This window comes from Metabacillus idriensis, from assembly GCF_050483325.1.
Lineage (GTDB): Bacteria > Bacillota > Bacilli > Bacillales > Bacillaceae > Bacillus_P > Bacillus_P idriensis_A.
In genome coordinates, this window is record NZ_JBCMYF010000006.1 from 80,932 (window position 1) to 97,864 (window position 16,933).

Below are 16,933 nucleotides of genomic sequence, written 5' to 3' on the forward strand. Positions count from 1 at the left end.
GAAAAGCTGCCTGCGGGCAGCTTTTTTCATGGGGAGCATATCAATTCAATCTGAACATGTTCTATTTATCCGGCAAGCTGTGATTCTTTCATCTTTTGGGGCTTTTTTGTGCTGAATTTATTGACGAGCATTGTCAGAGCTCCGTCACCTGTAACATTTGTTGCTGTGCCAAGGCTGTCCTGAGCGAGGTATAAAGCAATCATAAGGGAAACCATTGTCGGATCAAAGCCGAGCATTGTTTCAAGCAGGCCGATTGCAGCCATTACTGCTCCACCTGGTACTCCAGGTGCGGCAACCATTGTAACACCGAGCATTAGAATAAATGGAATCATCATTTCAAATGATGGAGTTGTGCCGTTCATAAACAGAACACCCATTGCGCAGCAAACAAGTGTAATTGTACTTCCTGACAAGTGAACAGTTGCCAGAAGAGGTACACTGAAGTCTGCTATCTTTGACTGAACGCCGGTTTTTTTAACTTGTCCAAGCGTTACGGGAATTGTAGCTGCGGAAGATTGTGTCCCGAGTGCTGTAAAGTATGCCGGAGACATAATCTTTAAAAGCTTTATTGGGTTGTTTTTAGTCAGCAAACCGCTAGTGCAATATTGAATCAAAAGCATTGTGATATGAAGCAGGATAATAAGGACAAAAACTTTTGCAAAAACAGATAAAATCGACTGAACTTGTCCTCCGTAAGTCATATTTGCGAAAATACCAAAAATGTGGAACGGAAGCAGCGGGATAATCGCTGTTTTGATCAATTTCTCAACAATCTTTTGAAAGTCTTCAAATGCATTTTGCAGTGTATTTCCTTTGATGGATGCAAGCCCAATTCCAATGATAAAAGAGAATATGAGGGCGCTCATGACTTCCATAACAGGCGGCATTCCAATTTCAAAGTATGGTGATAATAAAAATTCCTCAGGATTATCAGTCTTTACAAGCTGATTTCCAGAAATGAAATTTGGCAGAATAGATAAGCTTGCTGCGAACGCAAGCAGTCCTGCAAAAATCGTAGAGATATAGGCAAGTCCTGTTGTAATTCCAAGCAATTTGCCAGCACCTTTACCAAGCTGGCCGATGCCAGGTGCAATAAATCCAATAATAATAAATGGAATCACAAAGCCTATAAAGTTGCCGAATATCCCATTAAATGTTGCAAATCCTTTTACGAGCCATTCTGGTGAGATACTGCCGATTACGACACCGAGAAGAATAGCAAGTATGATTTGCGGCAAAAGTCCGAGCTTTAATTTCATGATGTTGTCCTCCCGAAAAATACATGTGTACATGTGTTATAGAACTACTTTAGCACAGGAATGAAGGGTTTTGTATAAAAATGTTCATTTTTATTTTATTAATATATGGAAAAGAAAATAAAAAGCTATGCCGGAACATATGGCATAGCTTTTGAAAGGTTTATACAGCTGGTCCGCCAAGGGTCTCGATCTCAGCTGAAACATTATTGAACTTCTTGAAGTTTTGCTTGAATTTTCCAGCAAGCTCTCTTGCTTTTTCATTATAAGCATCCATGCTGTCCCAAGTTTTAACCGGCTGCAGCACTTCATCAGGTACACCAGGCACATGAATTGGAATTTGAAGTCCGAAGTTTTCATCCTTGACAGTTTCCACATTGTCTAACTCACCTTCAAGAGCGGATTGAACCATTGCGCGCGTATATTTCAGTTTCATGCGCTGGCCCGTTCCGTATTCTCCGCCAGTCCAGCCTGTATTCACTAAGAATACATTAGCTTGATGCTCATCGATTTTCCGGCCGAGCATCTCTGCATAAACAGTGGCTGGAAGGGGGAGGAAAGGTGAACCAAAGCATGTTGAGAATGTAGCCTGAGGCGATGTAATGCCGCGTTCAGTTCCAGCAAGCTTGCTTGTGTATCCGCTTAAAAAGTGGTACATGGCCTGTTCTTTTGTTAACTTGCTGATAGGAGGCAGAACGCCAAATGCATCAGCTGTTAAAAAGACAATTGTATGTGGGTGGCCGGCAATACTAGGCTTCACAATATTATCCATTGCTTCAAGCGGATAGGCTGCTCTTGTATTTTCAGTAAAGAAAGTATCATCGTAGTCAGCGATTCGTGTATCATCGTCAAGGACTACATTTTCAAGCACTGATCCAAATCTTATTGCATCAAAAATTTGAGGCTCTTTTTCACGTGAGAGGTTGATGCACTTGGCATAACAGCCTCCTTCGATATTAAAAACACCAGCATTGGACCAGCCGTGCTCATCATCGCCGATTAATTTGCGCTTTGGATCAGCGGAAAGGGTTGTTTTTCCTGTGCCTGACAGACCGAAGAAAAGGGCAACATCGCCTTCCTGGCCAACATTTGCAGAGCAGTGCATTGGCAGGATACCGCTTTCAGGAAGCAGATAGTTCATGACAGAGAAAATGGACTTTTTCATCTCTCCTGCATATTCAGTGCCGCCGATAAGAATGGTTCTTTTCTCAAATGAAATGATGATAAATGTTTCAGAATTTGTTCCATCCACTGCAGGATCTGCTTTAAAGTTAGGAGCTGAAACGATTGTGAAAGGATTGTCATGCTGAATCAGCTCATCCGTGCTCTCTGGCTGAATAAATAATTGCTGAGCGAACAGGTTGTGCCATGCGAATTCATTTACAACCTGGATCGGCAGGCGGTATTTTGCATCAGCGCCGGCAAAGCCTTTAAAAACAAAGAGCTCATTGCGGTCTTTTAAGTATGAAAGAACTTTTAAGTACAATTTTTCAAATGCTGTTTCTGAGAAAGGCTGATTAACAGTTCCCCACTCAATTTTGTCATTTGTTGCTTTTTCATTTACAATAAATTTATCTTCAGGTGAACGTCCTGTGTAAGTACCCGTTGTTGCACGGACTGCTCCCGTCGAAGTTAATGTTCCTTCACCGCGTTCTAAAACTTTTTCAACAAGAACAGGAACTGATAAGTTATGAAATGCATTTTCCCCTTTAAGCAACACATCAAGCTCATTTGTAATTTCGATTGAATTCATCCCATACCCATCCTTTACCTATATTTCTATTATTATTTTTAACTATATGTTAAGTGACTCTTCTTAATTAGTATAACACATTATAATAAATAGTCTATACTATTTAACTCATTCTACGTACAAAATCATGAAATGGAACCGTTTAAAGGACGATTTTGATGAAAATGATACATATATAATAGGAAGTGTTTTTATTTCGGCATTTTGTGGAAACATACTAGAAGGGACCAAAAAAATCGAATCCGAAAACCTTGTCATTTTTTGTTGACACCTGGAGGAAATATACGATATTATATGTCCTTGAACGGATTCTCTTATCCCGAGCTGGTGGAGGGACAGGCCCAATGAAACCCAGCAACCTGCTTTATTTTTAAAATTCATTCATGAATTTTTGCAAGCAAAGGTGCTAACCTGATGCAAGGCGAAAGCCCTTGATCGATAAGAGCGAAAGGCTACGATTTTAGTAAATAACCTTTCCTCGCGGGAAAGGATTTTTTATTTCGAATAAATATTTTTTGCCTGAAAGTACTCGTGGATTCTCCTAAAACATGCCAACTGAAATATTTTGCCGAATGGTCAAAATATGAAAGGGAATGAGTTCCGTATCATCTAACCTTTTGAGGAGGAAAACTTTAATGACTAAACAACGTCGTCTGTTTACTTCAGAGTCTGTAACTGAAGGTCATCCTGATAAAATTTGTGACCAGATTTCTGACTCGATTTTAGATGCAATCCTAGAAAAAGATGCAAATGCCCGTGTAGCTTGTGAAACATCTGTTACAACAGGTCTTGTTCTGGTTGCTGGTGAAATTACAACTTCTACTTATGTAGACATTCCAAAAATCGTTCGTGAAACGGTGAAAGAAATTGGCTACACTCGTGCAAAATATGGTTTTGATGCAGAAACTTGTGCAGTACTTACTTCAATTGATGAGCAGTCAGCAGACATCGCAATGGGTGTTGACCAGGCGCTTGAAGCACGTGAAGGAAAAATGACTGATGAGCAGATTGAAGCGATTGGTGCAGGTGACCAAGGATTAATGTTCGGTTTTGCCAATAACGAAACGAAAGAATTAATGCCGCTTCCGATCTCTCTTGCTCACAAACTTGCACGCCGTTTAACAGAAGTACGCAAAGAAGAAATTCTTCCATACCTTCGTCCGGACGGCAAAACTCAAGTAACAGTTGAGTATGATGAAAATGACAAGCCAGTTCGCATTGATACAATTGTTATTTCAACTCAGCACCACCCTGAAATTTCATTGGAGCAAATTCAGCGCAACGTAAAAGAGCATGTTATTAACCCGGTTGTACCTAAAGAATTAATTGATGAAGATACTAAATACTTCATCAACCCGACTGGCCGTTTCGTTATCGGCGGACCACAGGGTGATGCAGGCTTAACAGGCCGTAAAATCATCGTTGATACTTACGGAGGCTATGCCCGTCACGGCGGAGGCGCATTCTCAGGTAAAGATCCAACAAAAGTTGACCGTTCTGCAGCATATGCGGCTCGCTATGTAGCTAAGAACATTGTAGCAGCAGGCCTTGCTGATAAATGTGAAGTTCAGCTTGCTTACGCAATTGGCGTTGCTCAGCCAGTATCGATTGCAATCGATACTTTCGAAACAGGCAAAGTGAAGGAAGATGTGCTGGTTGACGTTGTTCGTGCTAACTTCGACCTTCGTCCGGCAGGAATCATCAACATGCTGAATCTTCGCCGTCCGATTTACAAACAAACAGCTGCTTACGGACACTTCGGCCGTAATGATCTTGACCTTCCATGGGAAAGAACGGATAAAGCAGAAGCTCTTAAAGAGCAAGCGTTAAACCAATAATTAAATGAAGGATGAAACCGGCTTTGAGCCTGGTTTCATCCTTTTTTTATGCTAAATTGCTGAACCTGAAGATCTGTGATTGGCATGTTGGCGGTATATGTAAAGAAACTGAATGTACTCCTGCCATCTAAATGCTTAATCTCGATCCAAAGGTATCATTCTTGTCTTTTTTTGTAAAAACCTGCAACATTCTCTCAAAATCTGTCGTTTAATAAGCAATCAGTATTTTGGAGGGAAATAAATGTGCGGTTTTGCAGGAGTAATTGATTTTGAAAAAGGGCATTCAAAAAGGTACCGCGAGTATATAGAGGCAGCAAGCAGACAAATTGTGCATAGAGGACCTGACGACAGCGGAATGTTTGAGGATGATCATGCTATCCTTGCTTTTAGGCGGCTCAGCATCATTGATGCAGATGGCGGACATCAGCCTATGCCATATGGAGATGATGACCGCTATCAGATTGTTTTTAACGGGGAAATCTATAATTATGTGGAACTTAGAGAACTCTTAATTCAAAAAGGAGAAAGGTTAAGAACAGAAACAGATACTGAAGTAATCGTTGCGCTGTTTCATCTATATGGTAAGGATGTTCTTTGCTATTTAAGGGGGATGTTTTCCTTCCTGATCTGGGATAGGCGGGAGCAGCATCTTTTTGCTGCCAGAGATCATTTTGGAATAAAGCCGCTGTACTACATAGAGGATGGATCAGCTGTCCTTTTTGCTTCTGAAATGAAATCCTTGAAAGAATACAAAAGAATATCTCGTGTTAATGATGTGTCTTTACAGCATTATCTTTCATTTCAATATGTTCCTGATCCTGATACCATCGAGAAAGAGATTCACAAAGTTCCGCCAGGATATTGTGTGACAAAAGAGGCAGGCGACCGGATGGTATTAGAGAAGTATTGGGAACCAAAGATGAAGCCTGTCAAGTCAAGTGATAAGAGCAGGATGATTGATGCCATTCAAACTGTGATCGTCGATTCGGTGAAAATGCATATGCGAAGCGATGTTCCGGTTGGCTCTTTTTTGTCTGGGGGTGTTGATTCGAGTATCATTGCTTCCATTGCAAGACAGTTTCACCCAGGCTTAAAAACATTTTCTGTTGGATTTAAGCAGGATGGCTACAGTGAAATCGATGTAGCAAAAGAAACAGCAGCTGTCATTGGAGTAGAAAACTTCGCATATTATGCAGATCATACCGAGTTTATGAGAGAGCTTCCAAAGATCATCTGGCATATGGATGATCCGGTAGCAGATCCTGCTTCTATCCCGCTGTATTTTCTTGCCCGGGAAGCCCGCAAGCATGTAAAGGTTGTATTATCAGGTGAAGGGGCAGACGAACTGTTTGCAGGCTATAACATTTATAAAGAGCCTTATGATCTGTCTGTCTTTAGTCATCTTCCAACTGGCATCAGGCAGGCATTAAAACAGCTTGCATCCGTCTTTCCTGAAGGAATGAAAGGCAAAAGCTTCATTGAAAGGGGAACAACTCTTCTAGAAGACCGCTACATAGGAAATGCCAACATTTTCTCTGCAGATGAAAAAAAACGGCTCCTCACAGGAAGAGATCAATATGTGAAACCAACGGAAATCACAGGAACTCTTTTTGAAAATGTCCGTCATCTCGACAGTGTTTCAAAAATGCAGTATATCGATCTTATGACGTGGCTGAAAGGAGATATTCTAGTTAAAGCAGATAAAATGACAATGGCTCATTCTCTGGAATTAAGAGTTCCCTTTCTGGATAAAGAGGTCTTTCAGGCAGCGGCAGCTATTCCTTTTGAATGGAAAGTGAAAAATGGCGAGACCAAATATCTGCTTCGCCAGGCTGTCCGTGATCTAGTTCCATCACACGTCCTCAACAGAAGAAAGCTTGGGTTCCCAGTGCCAATCCGTAATTGGCTGAAACATGAGATGTATGGGTGGGCGAGTGCCCTCATTTCAGAAAGTGAATTAGATGATTTGATTAATAAGGGATATGCCCATGAACTTCTTCTGAAACATAGAAAAGGGGAAGGAGATTACAGCAGAAAAATATGGACGATTTTAACATTTATTCTCTGGCATCAGGTTTTTATAGAGAATGTATACAGCTTTAACAGGGACAAGCTTGCTGCAGCAAAATAAAAAAAGCCTCTTCATATGAAGGGGCTTTAAGCATAACGGATAAACTCATGCTGATGAAGGACTTCACTGTATTCATTAAGGAGTCCTTCAAATATGCTGTCCCATGTTTGACTGAGGGCGTAAGCACGCGCACTCATTCCCATCTGATACCGCAAAGCATCATTTTGCAAAAGTGTTTCAATGGCGCTTATGAACTCTGAAACCGATCCTGTGGTGCATAAATACCCTGTTTTTCCCTGCTGAATAATGTTTTTTACTCCGCCTGAGTTTGCCCCGACAACAGGAGTTCCTGCAGCGAATGATTCAAGAACAACGTTTCCGAAAGTTTCAGTAGGTGAGGGAAAGACAAAAAGATCAGAGCCGGAATAGATCTTTGCAAGCTTTTCGCCGCTTGCGTATCCGGCAAATGTCATATTGTCCGGTGCATCTTTTAACATTTCTTCTTTAGACGGTCCATCCCCGACAATTAAAAAGTGCACTTTGCATTTTAGGTGCTCTGGAAGCTGGTGGGAGATCTTCATCAATGTCTCAACATCTTTTTCGGGTGCAAGCCTTCCCACATAAGTTAAGATGAATTTCTCTTTTATTTGATATTCAAGCGTGACTTCTTTCCGCAAATAGTTGGGGTGAAATAATTGGCAGTCCACACCCCTCGACCATATATGGACATTTTCAAATCCCTGATGCAGCACTTGCTGCTTTGTTTCTTCAGAAGGCACAAAGATTTTCTCCAAGGGCCTGTGAAACCAATGCATATACTTCCATAAAATCTTTGAGAATATCTGCAGATCATAAAATTCCAGATATTGATCAAAATCAGTATGATAGGAACCGACAATGGGAATATTTAATTTCTTGGCATAATGCAGTCCGCATAAACCAATGTTAAAAGGAGTGGCTACATGAATAATGTCAGGCTTGAATCTGATGAGCTCCGACTTTACTTGCAGCATGTTCGGCCAGGCAAGCCTGCATTCCGGGTATAAAAAAAAGGAAGAACTCGCAAACCTGTGGATATGGCTTGAAAAAAGAGATTCCTTTGTGCTTTCGGGAGCAAAAACTTTATATTCATGACCTTTGCTTTCTAAATAATCGGTAAGACGTTTTAACGTTCTCGCAACACCATTTACATCCGGTGCAAATGTGTCTGTGAATATCGCAATTTTCATCTTATCCCTCCATAAATCAGTTACAGTAGCCTGAGTTTGTTACAAATTCAGCTGGAACTTAGAGAATCAGAGAAGCCCCGAAATATTTATTAATAAGAAGAAAACAAGTAATGCCTGCTGTAGTGCCGAGTAAACATCCTGCAAGTACATCAGAAGGGTAGTGCAAGCCAAGATACATTCTTGAGACGCCGATGATGACACCGAGCGGCAGAAGCAGGATGGCTGCCTGTGGAAGAATAAAAAGAAAAGGAATAATAACTGAGAAAACAGCTGTTGTATGTCCTGATGGAAAAGAATGATCTTCTAACGGATTTGCTGTTACTTTAATTTCTAATAAAGCGAGATAGGGACGTTTCCGGGGATAGCGTTTTTTGACAAATGCTACAGGCAGATGACTAATGAGCAGAGCTGCTGCACTTGAAATGGCCGCCATGCGTGTTGCGCCGTCCGTCATGAATATAAGCAGCAGACAAATGGAAATCGTGAAGGTAGCTCCGCCAATGTGTGTAATATTTCGGAAAAAGCAATTCATAAATTTCCGGTCAAAATGTCTGTTAACACTGCGGAACAATCTGCATTCGAAATCGTACATGTTTTCCATTAGTTTGGTCATCAATCGGATGCTCCTTTTCACTGTTTAACCACATTGTAAAACACAAATATTTAGCAAATAATAAGGAAATGTAAAATTTACAAGTAAATTATTTACAAAACAGCACCAGAATCGTTTGATCAGCCTGAAGCTATTTTCACAAAATAAAAGGAGGAGCACACAATTAACAGCTAATGAAAAAAATCCGTGAAACCGCAGACAAGGGCAATTTCACGGAAATACAGGATGATGAAAACACCCATTACTCGGTGTTAACATATATGAGGAGAGAGCATAAATTATTCTTGGTTCTCCTGGATCTTCTTATAATATTGACCTTTTTCAGCATACTCTCGGCGAATGCGTTCCATGTCTTTCCGGTCTTCCTCAGTTAATTCGCGGACTGCCTTTGCAGGTCTTCCGAAAGCAAGTGTGTTTGGCGGAATCTTCTTGCCCTGGGGGACCAAGCTTCCAGCTCCAATGAAAGCACCTTCGCCTATTTCTGCCCCATCGAGTATAATGGAACCCATCCCGATCAATGATTGCTTTCTGATAATCGAGCTATGTAAGATGACTTGATGGCCCACAGTTACCTCATCTTCAATGATAAGGGGAGCATCCGGGCTTTGATGAAGACAGCACTGATCCTGAATGTTGACCCTGCTGCCAATAACTGTAGGTGAAACATCGCCTCTTATCACCGTATGAAACCAAATGCTTGATTCAGCGCCAATTTTGACGTCACCGGTAATCACAGCGGAGTCTGCGATAAATGCCGATTCGGAAATTTGCGGAAAGCTGTCTTTATAAGGGTATATCATAAATTTATATCTCCTTTATATATGTAAAATGTACACATCGTTATTATAGCAAACTAAACCTTATTTTCTTAAAAGAAAGGTGTGAACAAGATCATGTGGAAATGGGAATGTGAAGACTCTGATCCTAAGGGTGTCATCGTAATTGTGCACGGAGCTGCAGAACATCACGGACGTTACCGGTGGCTCGTTGAAATGTGGAAGTGCTCCGGGTATCATGTCATTATGGGAGATCTCCCGGGTCAGGGCACATCAACGAGAAGACGGGGGCATATTCTGTCATTTGACGAGTATATCACCGAATTTAACGTATGGGTAGAAGAAGCGCGGAAGCTTGGATTGCCCCTTTTTTTACTTGGTCACAGTATGGGCGGGCTGATCGTCATCCGGGCCATGCAGGAAAAACACCAGCATATTAACGGTGTTATTTTATCTTCGCCATGCCTTGGGCTCGTATATAAGCCAAGTAAAGCGATGGAACTGATCTCTAAGCCATTAAACATTATTGCTCCAGCGTTAAGAGTTGATTCCGGCTTATCTGTAAGTATAGCAACAAGAAATAAAGAAGTGAGAGACGCCGATGAGAATGATACACTTTATGTGACAAAGGTGTCCATCAGGTGGTATCGTGAATTAATTAAGGCAATTGAGCAGGCGCATATAAACGTGAAGAAGTTTCCTGATTTACCGCTGCTTGTCATGCAGGGCGGGGATGATAAAGTGGTGGACAGTTCTGCTGTTAAGACATGGTTCAACCGTGCTGCATTGTCTGAAAAAGCGTTTAAAGAATGGAAGGGCTTCTATCATGAAATTTTTAATGAGCCTGAGCGGGATCAAGTATTTAATTATGCTCAGTCATTTGTTGACGCACATTTAGAGAGCAGATAATAAAGAGGTGATCTTATTGACGGCAATACCGCAGCACCCTCTGCGATTAATGGCAAAAATTTATAAAGATATTTTTCCGATTGTGCACACCCATCTCAATCGATGGAGAGAAAAAGCAAGTCAGATTCAAAACGCGGAACTTAGAAATCAGGCGCTCTCAAGTATAAATGATAAATCCTTCCACTGTGAGGGCGGAGGGATTTTTGGTCTTTTATCAGAAACACACAAGCATGTATGCATTGAATTTATTGTAGCTTATCAGACGATAAGTGATTATCTTGATAATTTATGCGACCGGAGTACATCGCTTGATCCACTGGACTTTGCCATGCTGCATCAATCAATGAATGATGCACTGACTGTAGGTTCACCCCTGAAGAATTATTATGCTTACCGGACCGATCAAAATGACGGCGGATACTTGCAATCACTCGTATCCACTTGCCAGAATATATTAAGTAAACTTGGCAACTACTCTCTAATTGCAGAACATCTGCTCGAATTATCTTGTTATTACTGCGATTTACAAGTACATAAACATGTAACTATGGATGAGCGCATTCCAAGGCTTGAAACATGGTTTGAAAAAAATAAACCGGCATTCCCGGACATGCAGTGGTATGAATTTTCTGCATGTGCAGGATCAACTTTAGGCATTTTTTGTCTCGTCTCTTACGCTTTCCGAGATGATTTCAGCGAGAAGGAAGCTTTCCGAATCCGTGAAAGTTATTTCCCGTATGTTCAAGGACTGCATATTCTGCTCGACTATTTAATTGATCAGGAAGAAGACCGGATCGGCGGAGATCTGAATTTCTGCAATTACTATGAGACTGAGAATGAAATGATGATGAGGCTTGAGCATTTCGTCCTTAAGGCTGATTCAAATCTCAGCGGAATTCCTCATGAAAACTTTCATAAACTTATTCACAGAGGGCTGCTTGGCGTTTATTTATCCGACGAAAAAGTAACTTCAAGAAAAGACCTCGGGAAGCTTGCCAGAAAGTTAATTAAACTTGGCGGAAAAACGTCTTCGTTTTTTTATTGGAATGGACGGGCCTACCGTGCTATTCAGAAAATGGCTGCGAGAACCTCTTAAGCAAAAGAGACCGGAATTTTTTCCCGGTCTCTTGCTATGCCTGCATTTTTTCAATTGCTAGAACAAATGGAGCACTGTTCTTCTGATTAAGAAATTGATACTGCAGAACGTGCGCCTTTTTTTGATCCAGCTGTCCTGCATATTCTATTAGGGCATCACGTTCCATTTTCCCGCCGTGGTGACCGTGATAAACAACAAGAATGATGACTCCTCCCTGCTTCATCATGGAGAAGAGCTGTTCAATCGCCCTGATTGTTGACTCAGGCTTCGTGACGATTTCTTTGTCGCCGCCAGGCAAATAACCTAAGTTGAAGATAGCTGATGCTATATTTCCTGAGACAGCGGCCGGCAGACAGTCAGCTGCCTTTTCATGGCTTTCTTTGAATAATGTTACACGGTCTGTTAATGCGTGTTCTGACAGTCTTGCTGAAGTAGTCAAAATGGCATCATCCTGAATATCAAACCCAAAAACATGCCCGGTTTCACCGACAAGATCTGCGAGGAAAACCGTATCATGTCCATTTCCGATTGTCGCGTCTATTGCAATGTCTCCTTGAGTCACTGTCTTGGATAAGAGGGATTTTGCAAAAGGAAGCACCCGTTCTAATTTCATTCTGCGATTACCTTTTCTTTCTGAAAATATTTTCCCTGATAGCTGCCCCGTGCTTTTAATTCTGCATCAATGGAGTTCAGAACATCCCACTTGTTCACACTCCACATCGGGCCAATCATTAAATCAATAGGTCCATCCCCTGTAATCCTGTGAACAATCATTTCCGGAGGCAGAATTTCAAGCTGGTCGCATACAAGGCTCACATAGTCTTCTTTTGTTAAAAATTCCAGTTTGCCCTTTTCATATTGCTTTACCATTGGCGTCCCTTTTAAAAGATGAAGAAGATGGATTTTAATGCCCTGAACATCAAGTTTTGAAACAGAACGGGCTGTTTCCATCATCATCTCATTTGATTCAAGGGGAAGACCGTTAATAATATGGGAACAAACACGAATGTTATGTTTGCGCAGCTTTTCAACGCCTTCTTTATAGCATTCATAATCGTGGGCACGATTTATAAGCAGTGCTGTCCGTTCATGAACAGTCTGCAGCCCAAGTTCGACCCAAAGGTACGTTCTTTTGTTTAATTCGGCAAGATACAGAACAACGTCCTCGGGAAGGCAATCCGGCCGTGTTGCAATCGATAATCCGACAACGCCGTCTAATTCAAGAACAGATTCAAATTTCTCACGCAGGACCTCTACAGGTGCATGGGTATTTGTATACGCTTGAAAATAGGCCATATATTTCCCGTTTTTCCATTTTTCGTGCATTTTATCTTTGATTTGATTGAATTGAGCAACAAGATCTTCTGCGCGGTTTCCTGCAAAATCGCCTGAACCGGCTGCACTGCAAAATGTGCAGCCTCCGTATGCTGCTGTGCCGTCACGATTGGGGCAGTCAAATCCCCCGTCTAATGCTACTTTAAAAACTTTATGTCCAAAGTGATTTCTTAAATGATAATTCCATGTATGATACCGTTTTTCATCTGCTGCATATGGAAAAGGGTTTATCTGCTTCAAACTAGAAAAACCTCCTTACTTCGTAAATAGCCATCAGAGCATTTTATCATGGTGTCTGTCTCTATGACAAACACCTGTACCATCATTTCCAATTGTTTATCCGTAATTTGAATGCTTAGATTGAGCAAACTATCCGTAATGAAGTGAAATGCTTCATTTACTTATAGGGGGTTTGCAAAATGGCAACAAGACAATCTGTAACTGAATGTCTCGACCGATGCACAAATACGTATGACTATGCCAGAAGTCAATATGCTGAGGGATCAAAGCAGGAGCATTACAATGACACAGAATATTCACAAGCTCAGCAAATGCTTGAGGATGCGGTAAATGAGTGCAATTCTTTAACATTAAGCGCCAACGATCAGCAAAAAGAACAGCTATACAGAATGCGTCTTCAGCTTCAGCAGCTTCAAAATGAAATGATTCTACTGAACCATTAGGAGGACTGTGTCAAAATGAAAAAACGTTCAAAACAAAATAATCCTGAACAAAAGACAAGAAACGGCGCTAATAATCAAGATGTTGAATTTGGGAAAGACTTCGATCCTGTTAAGCAATCCAAGAAAAAGTACGAACAGCAGGGACAGCCTGTAAAATCGAAACAGCATTCAGAATAAGTTTGAAAACTGCTTCCATTATGGAGGCAGTTTTCATTTTTTTAGGCTCTTTTCTTAAAGATTGCTGTTTTTAGTGAGGGAATTGGTTGATTCCCTTTTACAGTGCAAAAATTAAAATGGTGGAAACAAAGCGTGTGGCTGATTGCACCTTACAGTGCAAAAACCAAAATGGTGGAAACATAGCGTGTGGTTGATTCCACTTTTCAGTGCAAAAACCAAGCTGATGGAAACAAAGCATGTGGTTGATTCCGCTTTACAGTGCAAAAACCATAATGGTGGAAACAAAGCATGCGGTTGATTCCCCCTTACAGGGCAAAACCAAAATGGTGGAAACAAGCATGCGTTTGATTCCACTTTTCCGTGCAAAAACCAAAATGGTGGAAACAAGCATGCGTTTGATTCCACTTTTCCGTGCAAAAACCAAGCTGATGGAAACAAAGCATGTGTTTGATTCCGCTTTACAGTGCAAAAACCAAAATGGTGGAATCAAAGCATGCGGTTAATTCCCCCTTACAGGGCAAAAACCAAAATGGTGGAAACAAAGCGTTTGGCTGATTCCACTATACAGTGCAAAAACCAAAATGGTGGAAACAAGCATGCGTTTGATTCCACTTTTCCGTGCAAAAACCAAAATGGTGGAAACAAAACATGCGTTTGATTCCATTTTTTAGTGCAAAAACCAAAATAGTGGAATCATAACATGCGGTTGATTCCACCTTACAATGCAAAAACCAAAATGGAGGAATCATAGCGTGCATTTGATTCTGCACAATAACCAAATTTATAGTGGGTAATCAAAAATAATTATCTATGCGAAAACAGCCTTTTTAAAAAACATTGACAATGTATGTAAAAAAATATATTGTATTAGGTGTACTATATAAACTAGTACACCTAATACAATACGAATAGTTAATATCCCGGTTAAAGAAAGAAGGGAGACCGATGATTCAGATTGATCCGCGAAGTTCAACAGCAATCTATGAGCAAATCATACAGCAGATGAAAGAGCTTTGTTTAAAGGGAGTATTAAAGCCTGGTGAAAAACTGCCGTCTGTAAGGGAGCTCTCAACAATGATTATTGCAAATCCAAATACAGTGAGCAAAGCTTATAAAGAATTAGAACGGGAAGGCATCATTGAAACTTTAAGAGGCAGAGGAACCTTTGTATCTGAGAATGCCCAAATTACATTGGATCAGGGGAAGATGGAGATGATTAAAGAACAGTTGAAACCGCTTATTGTTGATGCGGTATATGCAGGTGTGGAAATTGAAATCCTCCATAAATGGATTGAGGAAATCAGCATGGAAATGAGGGGCGGAAAAGATGATTGAACTAAAGAATCTTTCGAAAACGCTTGATGGAGAAAAAGTTCTTGATTCCATCTCCCTGAAGCTCGGCAAAGGAGAAATATTTGGATTACTTGGACGAAATGGTTCGGGGAAAACAACGATTTTACGATTAATTCAGCAGATCATTCTGCCAGATGATGGAGAGGTTTTGTTTGATGGCGTCTCAATGAAAGAAAATCCTCTTGTTAAACGGAAAGTGGTTTTAGTGTCTGTTCAAAATCCATTTTATGACAGATACACGTACAGAGAACTAGTACGTATTCTTAAGCCGCTCTATCCGGATTTTGATGTAACGTACTCAAATGAACTGATTAACAGATACGCTATTCCGGAAACGAAAAAATACCGTGAGCTTTCAACGGGTTTAAAAAAACAGCTTGCCCTGATTCTTGCATTTGCGACCCGTCCAGCAGTGATTCTGCTTGATGAACCGACAGACGGCATTGACGCTGTAACACGTCATGATCTCCTGCAGCTGATGATAGATGAAGTTGCAGAAAGGGAAACGGCTATTCTCATAACATCCCATCGGTTAGAAGATATTGAACGAATTAGCAGCCGCATTGGTTTTTTGGAAGGGACATCTCTTACAAATGTGATGGAAATGGACGCAGTAAAAGAAGATTACATGAAAATTCAGGCGGTCTTTGAGGAGGATGTTCATCTGAAAATCAGAGAACGGAACATCTCAATTCTAGATTATACAGGTGTCTTTTATACCCTTCTTCTAAAAAGAGATGATGAAGAGAGTCAGAATTGGCTGAGATCATTGCAACCTAAAGTGTGGAATCAGCTTCCGGTCAATTTAGAAGAAGTATTTATCGCTAAGTTTGGAGGGAAGCGGAGATGGTAGGAGGAGGTCTTTTTGAAAAAGAATTTAAGCAAGTGAGAACCCTTTTTCTCTTCTTGTTTATATTTAATTCGTTCGCATTGCCATTTGCCATTTGGTCACAGTATTCAAGTTATATGGAATTTTTGAAAAAGCATCCAACCTATACTCTGGAACCCTTTGTCATTCGATTTGGGGAAGATCCGATTCTTTTCATCAGCACATTGTTTCTCTTTTTTATTGCTATTAATCAAATGGGAACAGAACGGGCAAAGGGAATAATGGATTTTACTTTAGCACTGCCGTATAAGAGATCGAAAATATTCTTTGTGAAATGGATTTTAGCTATTGGAATAATCGTATTTTCTACACTCATTTCGCTGATTTTATCAGGAAGCTATATCGAATGGCACGATATCGCTGTTTCAGAGCCTCTGCTCAATTATTATTTTATCTACTTTTCTTCCCTTACTATGTTTTATACTTTGACCTTGTCGGCAGGAGCACTTACCGGAACGCCATTTGCGCAGGGACTGACAGCAATTAGTGCTTCTGTTCTGCCGCTGCTGTTTACATTTGTTGTTGGGATGAATGTCGAGGCATTCAAAGTTGTTTCCTATCCAGAGATGGAAAAGTTGTATGAAGCAGGGTATTTACTTACTCCGGCTCTTCAATTTTTCGGGGGGACGTTCTTTCGGGAGATCGCATCCGCTTACAGGTTCTATTTCGCCATTCCAGGCAGTATGGCCATCATTTTCTATCTTATCGGCTATTTTTCGTTCATAAAGCATCCAAATGAGCGAAACGGCAATTTCTTTTTGTGGAAACAGCTGAATTTTCCAGTTCAATTAATTGTTATTCTGCTCGGTGTGCTTGGTTTCAGTTCATTTGGATACGGTATCGCTAATGAAAGTTTTACCGGATATATCTTAGGAGCCATAATTGGTGCAGCAGTCAGTGTCATACTTGGCTATTACTTGATTTATAAAAAAACAAAGCAGTCATAGGAGAGAGA

17 protein-coding genes and 1 riboswitch are annotated in these 16,933 nt (G+C 40.8%); of the genes, 10 read left to right on the forward strand and 7 right to left on the reverse strand.

All coding sequences use genetic code 11. The features are described from left to right. Positions 1-65: 65 nt before the first annotated feature. On the reverse strand, positions 66-1,259 hold the full coding sequence (locus ABEQ24_RS03625; RefSeq protein ID WP_430005498.1) for a dicarboxylate/amino acid:cation symporter: 1,194 nt from the start codon (positions 1,257-1,259) through the stop codon (positions 66-68). A 160-nt stretch (positions 1,260-1,419) separates the two neighbouring features. Continuing rightward, on the reverse strand, positions 1,420-3,009 hold the full coding sequence (pckA, locus tag ABEQ24_RS03630; protein ID WP_430005499.1) for a phosphoenolpyruvate carboxykinase (ATP): 1,590 nt from the start codon (positions 3,007-3,009) through the stop codon (positions 1,420-1,422). Positions 3,010-3,320: 311 nt separating this feature from the next. Continuing rightward, positions 3,321-3,454: riboswitch (SAM riboswitch) on the forward strand. A 190-nt stretch (positions 3,455-3,644) separates the two neighbouring features. Here pckA and metK point away from each other — a divergent pair. Further along, positions 3,645-4,847 (forward strand): methionine adenosyltransferase, encoded by a 1,203-nt coding sequence (metK, locus tag ABEQ24_RS03635; RefSeq protein ID WP_430005500.1) that lies wholly within the window; start codon positions 3,645-3,647, stop codon positions 4,845-4,847. A 241-nt stretch (positions 4,848-5,088) separates the two neighbouring features. Continuing rightward, positions 5,089-6,978: an asparagine synthase (glutamine-hydrolyzing) gene (gene asnB / locus ABEQ24_RS03640; protein WP_430005501.1), complete on the forward strand. Its 1,890-nt coding sequence runs from the start codon at positions 5,089-5,091 to the stop codon at positions 6,976-6,978. 26 nt (positions 6,979-7,004) lie between these two features. Here asnB and ABEQ24_RS03645 read toward each other — a convergent pair whose 3' ends face one another. The 3 genes from ABEQ24_RS03645 to ABEQ24_RS03655 form a co-directional block, all read right to left on the reverse strand. Beyond that, entirely contained in the window at positions 7,005-8,147 is a 1,143-nt protein-coding gene (locus ABEQ24_RS03645) for a glycosyltransferase family 4 protein (protein WP_430005502.1), read from the reverse strand. Between the two features lie 58 nt (positions 8,148-8,205). Continuing rightward, positions 8,206-8,760 (reverse strand): phosphatase PAP2 family protein, encoded by a 555-nt coding sequence (locus ABEQ24_RS03650; protein ID WP_430005503.1) that lies wholly within the window; start codon positions 8,758-8,760, stop codon positions 8,206-8,208. A gap of 278 nt (positions 8,761-9,038) precedes the next feature. Then, positions 9,039-9,560 (reverse strand): gamma carbonic anhydrase, encoded by a 522-nt coding sequence (locus ABEQ24_RS03655; RefSeq protein ID WP_430005504.1) that lies wholly within the window; start codon positions 9,558-9,560, stop codon positions 9,039-9,041. 93 nt (positions 9,561-9,653) lie between these two features. Between ABEQ24_RS03655 and ABEQ24_RS03660 the strand changes: the two genes are divergently transcribed. Continuing rightward, positions 9,654-10,445, forward strand: coding sequence for a lysophospholipase (locus ABEQ24_RS03660; protein ID WP_430005505.1), 792 nt, complete (start codon positions 9,654-9,656; stop codon positions 10,443-10,445). 49 nt (positions 10,446-10,494) lie between these two features. Then, positions 10,495-11,541 (forward strand): tetraprenyl-beta-curcumene synthase family protein, encoded by a 1,047-nt coding sequence (locus ABEQ24_RS03665; protein ID WP_430005646.1) that lies wholly within the window; start codon positions 10,495-10,497, stop codon positions 11,539-11,541. Between the two features lie 34 nt (positions 11,542-11,575). Here the strand turns inward: ABEQ24_RS03665 and ABEQ24_RS03670 are convergent, their stop codons facing one another. Together ABEQ24_RS03670 and ABEQ24_RS03675 are read right to left on the reverse strand one after the other, a co-directional pair. Continuing rightward, the gene (locus ABEQ24_RS03670; RefSeq protein WP_430005506.1) at positions 11,576-12,154 is read right to left on the reverse strand and encodes a class I SAM-dependent methyltransferase; all 579 of its coding nucleotides are present in this window, start codon (positions 12,152-12,154) and stop codon (positions 11,576-11,578) included. Continuing rightward, the gene (locus ABEQ24_RS03675; protein ID WP_430005507.1) at positions 12,151-13,116 is read right to left on the reverse strand and encodes a TIGR01212 family radical SAM protein; all 966 of its coding nucleotides are present in this window, start codon (positions 13,114-13,116) and stop codon (positions 12,151-12,153) included. Before ABEQ24_RS03675 ends, ABEQ24_RS03670 begins: the two co-directional genes overlap by 4 nt. A gap of 179 nt (positions 13,117-13,295) precedes the next feature. Here ABEQ24_RS03675 and ABEQ24_RS03680 point away from each other — a divergent pair, with 179 nt between their 5' ends. From ABEQ24_RS03680 to ABEQ24_RS03705, 6 genes are all read left to right on the forward strand, one after another. Further along, positions 13,296-13,559, forward strand: a complete 264-nt coding sequence (locus ABEQ24_RS03680) for a YtzC family protein (protein WP_430005508.1) — start codon at positions 13,296-13,298, stop codon at positions 13,557-13,559. Positions 13,560-13,574: 15 nt separating this feature from the next. Next, complete coding sequence (locus tag ABEQ24_RS03685) at positions 13,575-13,736, forward strand: glycogen biosynthesis protein GlgD (protein WP_430005509.1); 162 nt, start codon at positions 13,575-13,577, stop codon at positions 13,734-13,736. Positions 13,737-13,972: 236 nt separating this feature from the next. Further along, positions 13,973-14,239: a hypothetical protein gene (locus ABEQ24_RS03690; protein ID WP_430005510.1), complete on the forward strand. Its 267-nt coding sequence runs from the start codon at positions 13,973-13,975 to the stop codon at positions 14,237-14,239. Between the two features lie 442 nt (positions 14,240-14,681). Next, on the forward strand, positions 14,682-15,071 hold the full coding sequence (locus ABEQ24_RS03695; protein WP_430005511.1) for a GntR family transcriptional regulator: 390 nt from the start codon (positions 14,682-14,684) through the stop codon (positions 15,069-15,071). Further along, a complete protein-coding gene (locus ABEQ24_RS03700; RefSeq protein WP_430005512.1) occupies positions 15,064-15,942 on the forward strand; it encodes an ATP-binding cassette domain-containing protein in 879 nt (292 codons plus the stop codon). The genes ABEQ24_RS03695 and ABEQ24_RS03700 overlap by 8 nt, the downstream gene beginning before the upstream one ends. Beyond that, positions 15,936-16,925 carry an ABC transporter permease gene (locus ABEQ24_RS03705; protein WP_430005513.1) on the forward strand — a complete coding sequence of 330 codons (990 nt, stop codon included), beginning with the start codon at positions 15,936-15,938 and terminating at the stop codon, positions 16,923-16,925. Before ABEQ24_RS03700 ends, ABEQ24_RS03705 begins: the two co-directional genes overlap by 7 nt. Positions 16,926-16,933 lie beyond the last annotated feature (8 nt).